At 47.3% G+C, this 15715-nt stretch carries 11 protein-coding genes; 1 reads left to right on the top strand and 10 read right to left on the bottom strand.

From position 1 onward, the window contains the following. Nucleotides 1-454: 454 nt before the first annotated feature. The 3 genes from KAI37_RS05675 to thpR all read right to left on the bottom strand — a co-directional run bounded on the left by KAI37_RS05675 (nt 455) and on the right by thpR (nt 2847). The gene (locus KAI37_RS05675) at nt 455-1138 is read right to left on the bottom strand and encodes a metal-dependent hydrolase (protein ID WP_071639857.1); all 684 of its coding nucleotides are present in this window, start codon (nt 1136-1138) and stop codon (nt 455-457) included. A gap of 218 nt (nt 1139-1356) precedes the next feature. Continuing rightward, complete coding sequence (locus KAI37_RS05670) at nt 1357-2169, bottom strand: cell wall hydrolase (protein WP_071639856.1); 813 nt, start codon at nt 2167-2169, stop codon at nt 1357-1359. A gap of 111 nt (nt 2170-2280) precedes the next feature. Then, nucleotides 2281-2847: an RNA 2',3'-cyclic phosphodiesterase gene (thpR, locus tag KAI37_RS05665; protein WP_071639855.1), complete on the bottom strand. Its 567-nt coding sequence runs from the start codon at nt 2845-2847 to the stop codon at nt 2281-2283. A gap of 227 nt (nt 2848-3074) precedes the next feature. Here thpR and KAI37_RS05660 point away from each other — a divergent pair, with 227 nt between their 5' ends. Continuing rightward, nucleotides 3075-4031: a D-2-hydroxyacid dehydrogenase gene (locus tag KAI37_RS05660; RefSeq protein WP_071639854.1), complete on the top strand. Its 957-nt coding sequence runs from the start codon at nt 3075-3077 to the stop codon at nt 4029-4031. 4 nt (nt 4032-4035) lie between these two features. Here the strand turns inward: KAI37_RS05660 and KAI37_RS05655 are convergent, their stop codons facing one another. The 7 genes from KAI37_RS05655 to KAI37_RS05625 form a co-directional block, all read right to left on the bottom strand. Further along, entirely contained in the window at nt 4036-5022 is a 987-nt protein-coding gene (locus KAI37_RS05655; protein ID WP_071639853.1) for a TRM11 family SAM-dependent methyltransferase, read from the bottom strand. 13 nt (nt 5023-5035) lie between these two features. Further along, nucleotides 5036-5980, bottom strand: coding sequence for an MsnO8 family LLM class oxidoreductase (locus KAI37_RS05650; protein WP_071639852.1), 945 nt, complete (start codon nt 5978-5980; stop codon nt 5036-5038). Nucleotides 5981-6049: 69 nt separating this feature from the next. Continuing rightward, nucleotides 6050-7465 (bottom strand): deoxyguanosinetriphosphate triphosphohydrolase family protein, encoded by a 1416-nt coding sequence (locus KAI37_RS05645; protein ID WP_076292330.1) that lies wholly within the window; start codon nt 7463-7465, stop codon nt 6050-6052. A gap of 243 nt (nt 7466-7708) precedes the next feature. After that, the gene (gene nikC, locus KAI37_RS05640; protein WP_023987407.1) at nt 7709-8620 is read right to left on the bottom strand and encodes a nickel transporter permease; all 912 of its coding nucleotides are present in this window, start codon (nt 8618-8620) and stop codon (nt 7709-7711) included. A gap of 35 nt (nt 8621-8655) precedes the next feature. Then, nucleotides 8656-9660, bottom strand: a complete 1005-nt coding sequence (locus KAI37_RS05635; RefSeq protein WP_220030898.1) for an ABC transporter permease — start codon at nt 9658-9660, stop codon at nt 8656-8658. Nucleotides 9661-9689: 29 nt separating this feature from the next. Further along, a complete protein-coding gene (locus KAI37_RS05630; protein ID WP_076292329.1) occupies nt 9690-11345 on the bottom strand; it encodes an ABC transporter substrate-binding protein in 1656 nt (551 codons plus the stop codon). Nucleotides 11346-11842: 497 nt separating this feature from the next. Then, on the bottom strand, nt 11843-15712 hold the full coding sequence (locus KAI37_RS05625) for a non-ribosomal peptide synthetase (RefSeq protein WP_220030897.1): 3870 nt from the start codon (nt 15710-15712) through the stop codon (nt 11843-11845). Nucleotides 15713-15715 lie beyond the last annotated feature (3 nt).

The raw sequence follows: 15715 nt of genomic DNA, 5'->3' as shown, positions 1-15715 counted from the left end.
CTTTCTGTTATAAAGTCATGCTGGCCTGAAATACAGGCGGCCGAATAGAAGACAGTGGCAACAAGAGGTAACTCAAAGAACAACTACGAGGAATGGGGGACAAAACATGTGACGTATTCAAGGCGGTACGGTCCGCTGAATGCGTATGTTTTTCAATAATTATGCAATGGCTTGACTTGAAAAATACGTCGATTCCACTGATGAATCTAATTAGTTCTATCATTTTATCATTGACCTATCATGTTAGCAATTCAAAGTTTTTATGATTGTGATAATAAATCTTTTACATTACAGCTTCAACGTATCAATGCAAAAATATCTCATTTTTATGTATAAATATTCACTTTTTAAAAATAGCCTTTCCTATTCCTCTTAAGGAACAGAAAAGGCTGACAAAGGAGATTTGATGAGTCTATAGACCATCAAATGTTTTCCCGCAAATCAGATATCCGTATTAAAATTCGAGACTTTCGCCGGGCTTCAATGCTTTCCCTTCAATGCCTTCTTTGTGCAGGCGATCACAGAAGCCGTCTCCGTCCTGCTCAATACCCGGGAACGTATTGTAATGCACCGGTATTACGCGGCTTGCACGCAGCCATTTTGCTGCCAGCAGTGCATCCTCCGGTCCCATCGTATAACCATCTCCGATCGGCAATACCGCAGCATCAATGGAGTTAGTTTCCCCAATGAGACGCATGTCGCCAAACAGGCCAGTATCCCCTGCATGAAAAAAGGTTTGGCCTCCCATGGTCAATAAAATCCCCGCAGGCTCTCCCATGTAGATGGTTTTTCCGTCCACCGTCAAAGATGAGCTGTGGAACGCAAGTGTGAATTTCACATGGAAACCGTCAAAGTGGTGCCCCCCACCCAGATTCATACCGTGAGCTTTGGCCCCCAAGGATGAACAATATTCGGCCAGTTCCGCGACTGCGATTACAGGACAATCATTGCGCTTGGCAATTTCAACAGCATCTCCAAAATGATCGGCATGACCGTGTGTCAACAGTACGGCATCCACCTGAATATCCTCGGCCTGTACGGTTGCTTTAGGATTTCCCGTCAAAAAAGGATCAATAATAATCCGTTTCCCCTCTGCCTCTACCAGTACAACTGAATGTCCATAATATGTGATTTTCATATCATCTACGCCTCCTTTGTCACTTTCATTATTTTGGTTACTTTCCTTTACCTATTATACCTCTTTTGCATAATGGCTTCACCTGTACCACAAAATCCGTTCACAAAGCTGAACCCTATTGTTTAGAAAGGGCTGTTATTTGTAGAAGGCTGCCAACTAAACCGTTTCAATCTATACATTTACTGATTTGAAACGCTCATGGGTTTTATGCCAAATGCTCATTTATAAAAGGTATGATGACCGATAGTTTTCACCTTGGTACGCGAATGATGAACCGTAAGGTCCTGGGCCAACGTAAGCGACAGGAAAAAACAGGTGTTATCAGGCACGGCTTTATGGCCGTTCAAAGCAGCAGTAACCGCACGTATGCTGTCCTGGTTGGGCTGAACACGACGAAGACGCCCGTTCGCGACCGGACTAAATTGCGCTTTTTGATAGATCACTGCCTGAATCGTATCGGGAAATGGGGCTGACCGCAGCCGGTTTAAGACAACGTTGGCAACTGCCACTTTGCCTTCGTACGGTTCGCCTTCTGCTTCTGCCATCACTATTTTTTGCAGCAGGAGCAGTTCTTTAGCGGAGACAGGATAGCTCCAGGTAGACAACGCCTTGTCATCCTGAGTGAGCATTTTTGTCTTCGTAAAGTAGATGGTTGTAGGAGGGGTTAGGATTGCGGACTTGCTATGCTGGACCTCAGGCTTTTTCTTGCCTGTAGCAACGTTATTCCGAGCTTGTTCCGCCTGCTTCATCTGGGAAGCGGGTAACGGAGTCGGCATGATTTCTTTCCAGCTTGACTGCCCATGAGCAGCGACAAAGATGGGGCTTGTCCTGTTTGACCCGTTATGGGTCCCCATCCTGTCGCCATATGAAGGAGCCGAAGAGTTCCCTGACCAGCTCAGAGATTGCATAGGTGTATTTTTATGATTGTTCTGTGTTTGCTGAACCTCAGCGTAGAGGCCTATCCCCAATATACAAACAAGCAGCACACTCAAAAGAGGTGCAAACCAACGATGCTCTTTAACGATTTCCATAATGTTCCTCCCGTTAACTTTAAGCACATTCCTCAGATATGTAACCCAAAATGCGCCTTTTGAATAACGCTGAAACACTATATCACTAAATTCGCTGATAGATCAAGGCTTTCACCTCATTAATGGGAATATTTGAATTATTTGGTACATTGGTTTTTGCCCCATTCGAGTTGCATATAAAACAAATTCTCCCACTTCCCACGGCTCGTCGCATCGGTCATTTGGCTGCCAAATAGACGGTGGAATAGGCTGTTCTCCTGTGTACGAACGTGCTAGGGTGATATGAGGTCGATAAGGTCGTTCCTCGGGTTTAAAACCCAGCGGTTCGGTAGCCTGGATTATGGACTGGTACAGTTGATCCAGTGACTCACGCTGCCCGGTCACTCCCCTCCACAATACACGCGGAAATTCTTCACGGCCAAAAAAGCCCGCTTCTCCAATGCCGAGCGTGAACGGGCCATGCTCAGCTGCAGCTTGAACTAAAACCTGCTCAAGTTTTGGTATAGCCGCAGTCTCCACATCACCCAAAAACTGAAGTGTCACGTGATAATCTCTGAAATCACTCCATTTGCGAAAAGACAGGTCATTCAAATCCTGCTCCACCCAATCACGTAACTTCTTCTTATGCTCATTCGGGAGAGCAATAGCTGTAAAAAGTCTTTGCGATTCATTTTTCATCAACCTATACCTCCTTTCCTAATAGATATTTGTGGATATCTCAAAAAGTAGCTGTTTGGATTGTCCCTGATTAGGGTAAAGCCATTTGTTGTTATATATAGTGACACTGCGAGCTCGTTTTTACCCATCTTATGCAATTTTTTCGGCAATCTGTTATTCTTGAAAGGATGGTTCGCCAGAATATATTGGAAACTCCAAGGAATCAAAAATCGAGGAGGCTATGAACTATGGGAAACATTTTAAGCTTACATCAACTTACGGAAGAGCAAAAAAAACAAGTTCGTGCAACGGCTCCGGACTACGAGTTGATTATTGGCAAAGCTCAAGAATTAGAGTCTAAACAAATCCGTGAGGCCGAGGTTATTCTAGGCTGGTCCAAGCATATTGCCGAGGAGGCCTTACATCCAGACAGCAAGCTGAAGTGGATACAAACCTGGTCGGCTGGGATTGATAAGCTCCCGCTTACCAAATTGGAGAAGCGTAACATTTTACTAACGAATACAAGTGGTGTACATGCAATTCCAATTACAGAGCAGATCTTTGGAATGCTGCTATCGCATACACGTTATTTACAGCAAGCAGCTCTCTTGCAACGTCAGAAAACATGGCAGCCACCGAAAGGCCAACTGACGGAATTACGTGGCAAAACGCTGTTGATTACAGGCGTTGGCGAAATTGGCCGTGAAACAGCGCGGATTGCAGAAGCTTTTGGCATGCGGGTGATCGGAGTCCGCCGTTCTGGCAAGGAAGCTCCCCATGTAGAGCACATGTATACTAACGAACAACTACACGAAGCATTGGGAGCAGCGGATATCGTGGTAAATATATTGCCATTCACCGAGGAAACCCATCACTTCTTTGACGAAAAAGCATTTGCAGCTATGCGTAAGGGAGCCTTCTTCATTAATGTAGGCCGCGGTGGCACCGTTCATACGGATGCGCTTGTACGCTCTTTGGAGCAAGAGCATATTGCCTTTGCCGGACTGGATGTATTCGAGGAAGAACCGCTACCTGCTTCACATCCGCTATGGAGTCTGGACCGTGTCTTGATCACACCGCATATTGCAGGCGATACGGACCGATATGCCGAACGGGCGGTAGATATTTTTCTTACTAATTTGAATGCCTATGCCGCTGATCAGGAGCTACCGCTGAATGTGGTTAACTACAAAACTCAGTATTAACTCACTACTTACAGATCCAAATTTCCCGACTCATACCTGGCTTATGTATGCGGCATTGCTCCGTAAGGGTCCAACCTGACTCGGATAACAATGTTTCCATCGGCTCCGTGCTCACGACCACTGCCCGCGCGGCCAAACGTCTCAGACTGCGCAGCATCTTCTTTTGTTCATCAGCCGGGAGCACGGAGCACAGGTTATAGGGCATATCCAATATGGCCGCATCGTATGTGCCTTCGAGCATATTCATATCCCCGAGCCTCACTAGATCTTCTTCATATCCAAAATGACGTAAATTCACTCGTGCCCCACGCACCGCCAACGGGTTGATATCACAACCGCGAATATCCTTTCCCATACTCAAAGCCTCAATCATTACATTGCCCATACCACAACACGGGTCTAGCAGTTTCAATGAGCCTGACTCTCCCTTTGCTGCTGTTAGATCAGTTGCTGCCAAATTCACAAGTGCTCTGGCTACCAGAACGGGTAGTCCAGTAGAATAATTTTGCGGCTTCTGACGACGCTCCTGCCACGATCTGTCGCTATACTGACACGTGCCCAGTAGCCACCGTTCTCCTATCCGAATAACACCAAGGGTGATATCCGGTGTCTTCATTTGCGCCTGCCCATGAATACGTGCACCAATCCGGCGTTCGATCCCGCGCCGCTCGTCATAGTCAGCCTCATGGTCACCTTCTTTAAGGCACAACACCTTGAAAGTCTTTCCTTCCTCAAGTTGTAACATAGAAGCTGCCTCGCATAGCTCTTCCAGCGTTCCCGCATCTGTCATTACATCCAGCCGAAGATGAATAAACGGGCTCGTCTCCGGCTCCAGACGCCGATGGGACAATAGGATGGAGTCCTGCACGGGCGGTTGACCGAACAAGCATTTTAATTCCAAAAGACATAACTCACGCTCTGTTTCATGACACGCATAGGTATAGACGTAGCTTGGTTTCATTTCATCGATATTCGTTTTCTGTTTATTCATGTAAGATCTCTTTTCATTTGGAATCAAGGCTAGAATTTACGGCCTCCGCTATTAGACGGTAGGAGTGAAGCCGCTGCTCATAATCGGGAATCGGTGTGACCAACAGAAACTCATCAGTATCATATTTAATCTGCAAGCCACGTAACCGTTCGGCAATATCCGACGGCGTTCCCACCAGCCAGCTGGCTCGCATTGCCGGGTTGCCCAATGAAATCTGACCAGCCCATTGCTGCGCCAGCTCATCCGTCAAGGCACATACTGCTCCTACAGCAACCATGGTACGTGGCTTGTCCATCCGGTTGGATGGTTGAAAGTTGGAGCGGTAAATGCTTAGCATTTCTTCCGTTTGCTGTTCACTCATAAACTGACCGAATACATAGCCTGTTGAATACTGGGCGGCATATTCGGCACTTTTTCGGTTTGTACCCAGCATCCACACTGCTGGCGGCTGTTCAGGCATTGGTCGGGCAAACACAGGCACCTGTTCATATTCGTAAGTACCTTCCAGCAAAGCCAATAGAGCTTCCATCGTCTGTGGCAGCTCCGTCACATGTTGAAGAAAATTGCCGCTCAGTGCCATCGAAGCATGAGGTCCCCCACCAGGTGCTCTCCCCAGGCCCAATTCGACTCTGCCAGGATATAGAGCTGTCAGCAGATGAAACCATTCCGCGACCTTGACTGGACTATAATGCGGGAGCAAAATAGCCCCCGCACCCAGTTTGATTGTCTTCGTCACCGCTCCGATATGAGACAGCAGCACTTCCGGGCTGGAGGAAGCCAGCCCCTCCATATCATGGTGCTCCGAGGTCCAGTAGCGTGTATATCCCCATGCTTCTGCCCGTCTCGCTAGTTCACCAGCTCGTTGAACCGCCTGCTCCGGACGGTTACCGGGCAGCAACGGCACCATATCGAGCACACCGAGATTCAACCTTTTTATAGATAAAAACTGAGATTGCATAGACACATTCCTCCCTCCTGCTATCCATTACAAACCAGTTCCTTCTACTATATAGGGGGAATTTAAAGGTCAATCCAGATCATAAATGGAACCCACCTTCAGGCCGTATAACTCATTATAGATTTTTTCAGCAAAAGCATCGGTCATGCCTGCAATATAATCTATGACCATATGCTCCCATGTCCAGATCGGTTTCGCCTTGGCTTGGTCGCGCTCAAAGCGCTGGAGCCAGTCGCTTGGAATAATAGATTTGGACGTCTCCGGGTCCAGAAACGCCAACCATAGCCGTCTGAGCATCCACTCACTCCGTTTTTGCAGTCGCTGTACGCGCAGATCGCGGATCATCGTAACCCAAGCAAAGCTTTTCAACACACTCACAGTGCGCAGCATATCCAAATCTTCGCTTCCATCCCGTACGAAGGTCACCTTTTTCCAATTTCCATCATCAATTACACCCAAGCTGCTGACAAACAGGCTGACCCAGTATGCCTTCACTTCACGGCGGGTACGGGAATAATCGTGTTCACACATCGGCATCTTGCCGTTCCACACCTTCAAAAATTCGCTCAGCACAGCCGCTACCTTCTGCTCAATCTGAGCCAGCTGCCAGCCTTGCCAGAAGCTATCCTCCAACGTGGTGATTTTCTCCGTAATCAGACGAATTAAATACGGATCATATAAGAAGTGCTCGTGTACCTCGATTTTTCCAGCCTTAATCCCGTCCTCCAGATCATGCGCAGAATAAGCGATATCGTCGCACAGGTCCATAAGCTGGGCTTCCAACGTTTTTTTACCATCAGGGATACCCCAATCCTCGCGGATGGAACGTATGTATTCCCACTCATGCAGGTACAACCCTTTTTTGTTCAGAATCCCCGGGTACGGGTATTTGTTGATCCCCAATAACACAGCGTCCGACAAATTCAAACCATCCACGTTCTCACGCTTTTCCAAAAACATAATCAGCCGGAAATTGTGCGCGTTCCCTTCAAAATGCTCATAAATTCGTCGCTCACGTGCATAGGCCTCCTGTCCACGCTTAGACTCCGGTGTGAAGCCTCCGGCAGAGGATATCTTTTCTACCTTTGTTTCAATCAGTTGATCCAAAATCCCGTCCAGCACCTCTTCCCCCTTGTGTCCGAACGGTGGATGGCCAAAGTCATGTGCAATGGAAGCACATTCTACCACCTCAGGGTCAATAATCAGTCCTGCGTTATCTGCCTGTTCCAGCTCTACTTCGGGATGGCGGCGCAGCAAGCTTCGTGATGCTTCACGCGCAATTTGCGCTACCTCCAAAGAATGTGTCAGTCGTGTGCGGTAATAATCGCCCGTGCCTGCGCCAAATACCTGTGATTTACCCTGCAACCGACGGAAAGTCGGTGAATGGATCAAACGGGAGTAGTCCCGTTCATATGCGGCCCGTGAAGCGTCGCTTCGTGTCTGTTCCGCAAACTGTCGATGCTCTCTCTTGTCCTGCCATGTCATAAAGCCCACTCCCTACGTACTCAATTGGAGTGATTATACATTTTTTTTGCGCCTCAGGAAAGCTCACATGACTTTCAACTGTAAAAGTTACTTTTAGCGTCACTGCGCAGTCGGATGGTGCTTCCGAAGTGAGCTATCCTACGGAAAGCTCTTAATGTCATATAAAAAAGGTGTTCACCAGCCATTTGATTCAGGCCAGAAAACACCTCTTTACTCAACTTTATATACCTCACCACTTTTGCTCTAACGCTTCGCCCTCGGGTCCAACACATCCCGCAATCCATCACCCATCAGATTAAAGCCCAATACGGTCAGCATGATAGATACCCCCGGAAAAATAACTGTCCACGGCGCGTTCTGGATATATTGCCGCGAATCGGACAACATTTTACCCCACTCTGGCTCAGGAGGTTGTGCACCCAAGCCCAAAAATCCAAGCGCTGCCGCTTCAATGATGGCCGTTCCGATCCCCAACGTTCCCTGTACGATGATCGGCGTCAGGCTGTTAGGCAAAATATAACGGAGGATGATTCGTGTATTGTTGGCTCCAAGCGCTCTGGCAGAAGTGATATACTCCTCCGTTTTGACACTCAGCACCTTAGATCGAACCAACCGTCCATATGTTGGCACATTGACAATGGCAATGGCATACAACGCATTTTCCAATGAAGGTCCTAGAATGGCCACAATAGCAATGGCCAGCAAAATCCCCGGAAATGCCAGTAAAATGTCGAATAGCCGCGAGATGACCATATCTGCCCATTTTCCGTAAAATCCTGCGATTAAACCTAAGGCTGTTCCTACAATCATTGAACCAATAACGGACAAGAAACCGACCCACAACGAGATTCTGGCTCCATACAGCGTGCGAGTCAGTAAATCTCGACCGAGATCATCCGTACCGAACCAATGCTCCGCAGAAGGAGGCTGCAAACGGCTCACCAAATTTTGCTCTTTATAGTCAAAAGGAGCAATCCACGGCGCGATCAAAGCAATGATGACAAAGAAGATAATAATGCTCAGGCCGACGAACGCCATTTTATTGTGACGGAAAGCCCTCCATGCGTCTCTCCAAGGGCCAGTCACGACAGGCAAATGCGCCAATGTGCTGCGTGTCGTCGGTATGTTGTTGGGTTCCATTGAAAATTGTGACATCGGACAAGCTCCCCCTTGAACAATTGGCGACTTGATTACTGATAACGGATACGCCGGTCGAGCACCGCGTACAGCAAATCGACAATCAGATTAATGATGACGAACAGGAACGCAATGATCAGAATTCCGCTTTGAATAACCGGATAGTCACGCGAGCTGATCGCTTCAAAAATGTACCGTCCGATGCCAGGCCAGGCAAAAATGGTTTCTGTCAGTACCGCGCCTCCCAGTAGTGAGCCAGTCTGAAGACCGATGACAGTAAGTACGGGGATCGCAGCATTTTTAAGCGCATGTTTGTATACGACTTGAAAAGATGCCAGCCCCTTCGCCCGAGCTGTACGGATATAGTCCGCATCCATAACCTCCAGCATGCTGGAACGGGTAATGCGCGCAATGACCGCCATTGGAATCGTTCCCAGTGCGATACTGGGCAGGATCAAATGCTTGATGACGGTCCACACCTGATCCATACGTCCACCTATGAACGCATCAATCACGGCTAAATGTGTCACAGCTTCCACCGGATCACGGGAATTCATGCGTCCGATGGAAGGAAGCCAATGCAGTTTATTTGCAAAGATCCACTGCTCCATCAAGCCTAGCCAAAAAATCGGCATCGATACTCCGACCAGGGCAATGACCATACTGACATAGTCAAACCAGGAATTTCGCTTCCAGGCACTCACGATGCCGGCATTCATTCCGACTACAACGGCAAAAAACATGCTTGCTACTGTCAACTCCAGCGTAGCCGCCAGATAAGGGACCATTTCCCGGGCAATCGGCTGCCTGGTGCGAATGGAATCACCCAAGTCCCCTTGTGCCAGCTCACCTAAATAGGTCCCATATTGCTGTAACCACGGCTTATTCAGTCCCAATTGCTCACGTAGCGCCTGCTTGGACTGTTCCGTAGCCTTATCTCCCAGTATGGTTTCCGCCGGATCTCCCGGAATGGCATGAATAATGGAAAAAACGATGAGCGTCATGCCCAGTAATACAGGAATCAATATAGCCAGTCTTTTTACAATATATAAGTTCATATCCTATTCACCGCCTGCTTGCGTTTGGGCTATTCAAAATATATATTTCCGTACGCTTCAATACCTGCCGGAGAAGGTACAAAACCCTTGAGATTCGCTTTACCTGCCATCAGCGGTGTGCTGTGAACCAATGGAATCCACGGCGCATCCTGTTTAATAATCACTTGTGCTTGTTTATACAGTTCCCCACGCTTGTTCTGGTCTACCTCAACCTGAGCCTTCACCAATATTTTATGAAGTTCCTCATTCACATAAAAACTGCGGTTATTGCCTGGAATCGTATCCTTGTCCAGCAATGTATAAAGGAAATTATCCGGGTCACCATTGTCCCCGTTCCATCCCAGCATATACAGATCATCCTTTTCCCCCGCCTTAACATCATCCAGATACGTAGCCCATTCCGGGGATTGGATGTTTACTTTGACGCCTATTTTTTCAAAATCGGCTTGAATGGCCTCTGCCACCTTTTTGCCGTCAGGCATATAAGGACGAGATACGGGCATTGCATAGAAGGTTAATGGCTCGGGAAGCCCGTTAGGAAAGCCCGCTTCTGCTAGCAAAGATTTAGCCTTATCCAGATCATAGGCGTAGTCCTGAATACTATCGTTGTACCCCCATAACGTAGGTGGCATCGGATTGACCGCAGGCTTAGCCTGCCCTGCAAACAATGCATCAATAATGGCCTGCTTGTTCACTGCGTGATTCAGTGCCTGCCGCACCTTGGGATTATTGAAGGTTTTTTTCTTTAAATTAAAGCCAATGTACGCCACATTAAAGGAGGGACGTTCAATTTTGACCAATTCGCTATTACCGTCTAACTGCTTTGCATCATCCGGGTTCAAATCCTCCATCAGGTCAATTTCCCCGTTTTGCAGAGCATTAAATCTCGCGGTATTGTCGGGTATGGAACGAACAATGATCTTTGCCAGCTTCGGCTGCCCCTTTTTCCAATAGTTTGGATTCTTCTCCAGCGTGATGGTATCATTCCGTTTCCATTCCTTAAATACAAAAGGACCCGTGCCGACCGGATTACTCTTGAAATCAGCCTTTTTCTCCTGAATAGCCTTGGGACTTGAAATACTAAAGGACGGCATAGCGATATTTTGTAAAAACGGCGCCTGCGGCTTGTTTAGTGTAAACTGGACGCTGTTCGCATCTACCGCTTTAACCTCCTTAATCACCCTACTTCCTTCAGGACCGAACATAGAATCATAATAGTCAAACGAGTCACCTTCAAATTTGTATGGACTTTTCGGATCAGCCCAGCGGTCAAAGTTAAACACAACCGCATCTGCGTTAAAGTCACTTCCGTCATGGAATTTTACACCCTGACGCAGCTTGAACGTATAGACCAGTCCATCCGGTGATACTTCCCAGCTCTCTGCAAGCCCCGGTTGGATCTCCGTTGTGTTTTCCTTATATTCCAGCAGTGTGTCGAACACTTGCATTCCGATTTTTAGCGACTCGCTTTCAGTCACAATGGCAGGATCTAGCGCCACGGAATCTCCGCCGCGTCCATAAATGAGCGTGTCCTGCACGCCCTCTCCTGCTCCGCTTGGTGTTTTCTCTGCCTCTGGCTTTGCTCCTTCACCTGATCCCCCACAACCGGAAAGCGCCAAAACAGCTCCTAGCGCAAGCACCAGCAGAACGGTCCAGACTTTGTGTTTTGCATACTTTTTGCTCATGCAGCAAACCCCTTTCACACCTTATATATTGTTAATTCATTGATACCGGATGAATGCCAATTCCTTTGGATTGACATGACAAGCTTGTCCTCAAGCTGTGGTCCCAGGTTCCGAGTTCATCAAATAGGTGTAGTAGGGAAGGTATAGGGTTCTATGGACAGGCTTTTATTGAAAATACTGGCACAGAAGTGTTCATAATCTAGTGGTGTAAGAGATGCTGTAGGGTAATGAATAGATGTGATGTAATAAATAGAAAGAGGAGTATGTGAGGTCGTGGTGAAAGTGTGATATATACTCACAAACAGTGAATATTATGCTCAAACAAAGTTGATTATTGGATACTTTACTATAAAATCTGGAAGCAGACAAGGGGGTTTTTCATACATTACGATATGTTTTTATACATCATGTCAATTAATATTACAAACCAACTTACACGATCATATCAAACAAATGCTCCTACTTGGGATCTTCAACCGCCAAGCAGGAGCATAATCTTACCTCAAAAATGTATTCAGCACCAAACCTACAGACACGGCTTGGGCTCCTTTTACGATAGAGAAATGATCGCCAGGCACTTTATGCGTGAACATTTCCCCCTTACAATACAATTCCCATCCTTTATATCCTAATTCCCAGGTATGTTCTGAAATAAACAAACATACGGGGGCCTTTACAGCTCGATCGGGCTGGTAGACATGCTGCATTTTCACCCAATGATTCACACTTTTAAAGCGTTCTAGTAATTCACTCCGTCCCAACTCATTAAATTCCGGTAGCAAGGGGAGTACGCTGGCTGGAAATGCTCGCTTCCACAGCGATAAGTCCAACGTTTCTTCCATCCTCTCCAGTTCCTGAATATGGTGGTCCCAGTGATCTTCCTTGTCATACTTCAAAGGTGGCAGTGTGTCCAGAATGGCCAAAAGTTCGACACGTTCTTCTTGTTCTTCCAATTGTCGGGTTATTTCGAAAGCAAGCGTTCCCCCCATACTCCACCCCGCAACATAATACGGGCCTGTTTCCTGAATACTTTTCAATTGATTCACATATCGGTGTGCCGCTTCCTTCATCCCGGCTGTTTTATTTTCAGCAAGAATCGAAGCATCCATTTTTATGCCCCAATAATTCCAAGTAGCTGTAAGTCCGTTGACCAATTCCATGTAGCAACTGACATCCAAGCTTCCATCATGGATGAAAAAAAGGTGCTTATCCTGCGCTGTGCCGGGCTTTAAGAGGACAAGCGTGTCTGCTCTGGCTGGAAACACACTTCTTTCCTTTCCCTGAAATGCACTTGCCAGTTGGCGAATGGTAGGAAAAGTAAATAATTTGGTGAGCGGCAGGTCTATCCCCAACTCACGCAAAACTAGCGAAACCAGCTTGGTAGCCTTGAGCGAACTCCCTCCCAGGGTAAAAAAATTGTCCGTTACGCCAATGCGATCCGTCGGCAGGTTCGTGGGCAGAACCATCGACCAGATGCGAACCAGCTCCTGTTCCAGTTCATTGCAAGGAGGGACATATTCATTCTCCCGCAGTGCTTCAAGATCAGGCTCTGGCAACGCGTTCCGATCGACTTTGCCATTCACATTCAGTGGCAAACGCGGAAGTCGGATCAGACAGGCAGGAATCATATAATCCGGTAAATATGTAGCCAGCTCCAGCCGGACTTCTGCCTGTGACATTTCTACGTCGGAAACAAAGTAAGCACAGAGGTATTTGATCCCGTCGCTGTGCTGACGAACAAGCACGACTGCTTCCTGAATCCCCTCTATATGTGCAAGCCGAGCCTCAATCTCGCCAGTTTCAATACGAAAGCCCCGAATTTTGACCTGGTGATCCATGCGACCCAAAAATTCAAGCGTTCCGTCAGCCAGCCATCGGGCACAATCTCCAGAACGGTACATACGCTCTTCTGGGAGCCAGGGATGAGAAACAAATTTGGCTGCCGTTAATTCCTCCCGAGCCAAATAGCCACGTGCCAATCCTTCACCTCCAATGCACAGCTCACCCGGTACTCCAATGGGCTGAAGTTGATTGGACGCGCTCAGGATATAGACCTGTGTATTGGCGACAGGCTTGCCAATTGGTACGTTATGGTCATAGTCCTCCTGAATCGTATGGAACGACGTAAAAATTGTATTTTCCGAAGGACCGTAGGCATTGACAATCGTTAAATTCGGCTGGGCGGTGCGAAGGAGCTTAATATGCTGCGGAGACAAGGCGTCTCCCCCGGTCATGATTAATCGAAGTCCAGTAAAGATGGAAGGTTTCTCATCAATCAGCTGATTTAGCAAAGGAGCCGTGAACCATGCCATCGTGATTTCATACTGTGCCATCCTCTTGCCGAGTATGTCGGCAGATAAAAGCTCTTCTTTTTCAATAAGATACAAGGTTGCCCCACTCAGCAGCGTTCCCCACAGTTCAAAAACCGACACATCAAAGGCCAGGGAACACGTCTGCAATATTCGATCCTCTTGCGTAATAGCTAACGGCCCCGGCTCTAACACTAGGCGGGCAAAGGATGGATGCTCAATCATTACCCCCTTCGGTTGTCCTGTAGACCCTGAAGTATAAATAATGTACATCACATTGTGCGCCTGATTGCTGTCCTCCAGATTACGGGGTTCTCCCGTATAGAGACTCTGGTCTGTGAGCAGTAACATGTCCACTCCAGAAAAGCGACTAGTGCTGGCAGTCGGTAGAAGGCATATTTTCGCCTGACTATCCTGTAATAAATATTGAACCCGTTCATCCGGGTAGAGCGGATCAATCGGCAAATAAGCGGCCCCGGCCTTCAAAATAGCTAAAATACCAACAATCATCTCCAACGCAGGCGTAGCTAAAATACCGACTACATCTTCTGCCTGAACTCCCTTTTGCCGTAAAACCCGCGCCAATTGATTGGCACGTTCATTTAATTCATCATACGTTAGTTGCTTTTCTTTCCACCTCACGGCTGGATGATCAGGCGTCCGTATCACTTGCTGTTCGAACAGTCGATGGATGGTTACTCCATGCGAATTTTTTTCGTGTGCATTTTTGCTGTGGGTCTGATTAAAAGTATGAAGTAAAACGGTGCGCTCTTCTTCTGTAACCATATCAATGTCTTCGATTCGAATATCGGGTTGTTCGCCAATGATTTCGACAATTCTGGCAAAATGCAGTAGCATACGGCGGGCGCTTTCCTCCGTAAATAACGCTTTGCGATATTCCAGTTCCAGTCCGATACCCTCCTGCATTTCGTATGCATACAAGGTGATATCAAATTTAGCGATTTTATGTTCAAAAGTATAAGGAGAAAACGTGACCTCTGATGCCTGCACGACAGGCTGCGGTACATTTTCCAATACAAAGCAAGCATCAAATAAGGGATTACGACCACTGATTCGTTCAGGATTGACCTGCTCCACCAGCATATCAAAGGGGTAGTCCTGATGCTCAAATGCAGCAAAAGTTCGGTCTGCCACTTCTTCCAGAAAATCAGAGAACCGCTTGGTTCTCTGCGGTTTTTGGCGCAAGGCGAGCGTGTTCACGAACATGCCCACAATCCCTTCAAACTCGGAATGAGTCCTTCCGGCGACAGGTGTTCCGATGACCAGATCCTCCTGTCCGGCATATTTGGACAGAAGGATGCTGTACGCGGCGAGTAGAACCATATACAACGTAACATTGTGCTGCAAGCATAATGCACGCAAGGAGTGAGCCGTGTTAGCTTCAATCGAGTACGATACGATCCCACCGCTGTAATCGGACCTTAAGCCTTTTCCATCTGTAGGCAGCGACAGCAGAGGAACATCCTCTGTAAATTGGTTCAGCCAAAATTCACCCTGTTTCTGAATATGAATGTCGCTTAATTGATCGTTTTGCCAGATTGTATAATCGACATACTGAAACTCTAATGGAGCAAGCTCCTGTCCCTGATATAGAGCCATCAGCTCTTCAAATATAATGTTGATGGTTACCGCATCCGCGATGATATGGTGGATATCAAACAGGAACAGAATCTCCCCATCAACCAAAGGTACAAGCTCAGCCCGCCAAAGAGGGGCTTCGTTCAGATTGAATGGACGGATAAATTCGTTAACAAGCTTATCCGTACACTGATCCGAACGTTCTCTATAGGGAATCGATACGTCGATGGATTCATGGACGAGTTGTAAAACCTCGCCGTCCTTTTGAGTAAAGGACGTTCGCAAGCCCTCATGACGTTCTGTCAGTCTACACCATGCTCTGTACAGCCGCTCCGGCTCCAGCGCTCCTTTGATGATTCGAATGCTGGGCATGTTATAGATGATGTTAGGTCCGAGAAGATCATGAATCAGATATAGCCGTTTTTGCGCCGAAGATGTTTCATATCCTTCATAATGCATGAT

This window comes from Paenibacillus sp. S25, from assembly GCF_019454085.1.
GTDB classification, from domain to species: domain Bacteria; phylum Bacillota; class Bacilli; order Paenibacillales; family Paenibacillaceae; genus Paenibacillus; species Paenibacillus polymyxa_B.
This window is presented reverse-complemented; position numbering and strand designations above follow the sequence as displayed.

Coding starts and splice junctions, on each gene's coding strand:
- KAI37_RS05675 (WP_071639857.1), bottom strand. CDS start 1,138: ATGAAAATCACATATTATGGACATTCAGTTGTACTGGTAGAGGCAGAG.
- KAI37_RS05670 (WP_071639856.1), bottom strand. CDS start 2,169: ATGGAAATCGTTAAAGAGCATCGTTGGTTTGCACCTCTTTTGAGTGTG.
- thpR (WP_071639855.1), bottom strand. CDS start 2,847: ATGAAAAATGAATCGCAAAGACTTTTTACAGCTATTGCTCTCCCGAAT.
- KAI37_RS05660 (WP_071639854.1), top strand. CDS start 3,075: ATGGGAAACATTTTAAGCTTACATCAACTTACGGAAGAGCAAAAAAAA.
- KAI37_RS05655 (WP_071639853.1), bottom strand. CDS start 5,022: ATGAATAAACAGAAAACGAATATCGATGAAATGAAACCAAGCTACGTC.
- KAI37_RS05650 (WP_071639852.1), bottom strand. CDS start 5,980: ATGCAATCTCAGTTTTTATCTATAAAAAGGTTGAATCTCGGTGTGCTC.
- KAI37_RS05645 (WP_076292330.1), bottom strand. CDS start 7,465: ATGACATGGCAGGACAAGAGAGAGCATCGACAGTTTGCGGAACAGACA.
- nikC (WP_023987407.1), bottom strand. CDS start 8,620: ATGTCACAATTTTCAATGGAACCCAACAACATACCGACGACACGCAGC.
- KAI37_RS05635 (WP_220030898.1), bottom strand. CDS start 9,660: ATGAACTTATATATTGTAAAAAGACTGGCTATATTGATTCCTGTATTA.
- KAI37_RS05630 (WP_076292329.1), bottom strand. CDS start 11,345: ATGAGCAAAAAGTATGCAAAACACAAAGTCTGGACCGTTCTGCTGGTG.
- KAI37_RS05625 (WP_220030897.1), bottom strand. CDS start 15,712: ATGCATTATGAAGGATATGAAACATCTTCGGCGCAAAAACGGCTATAT.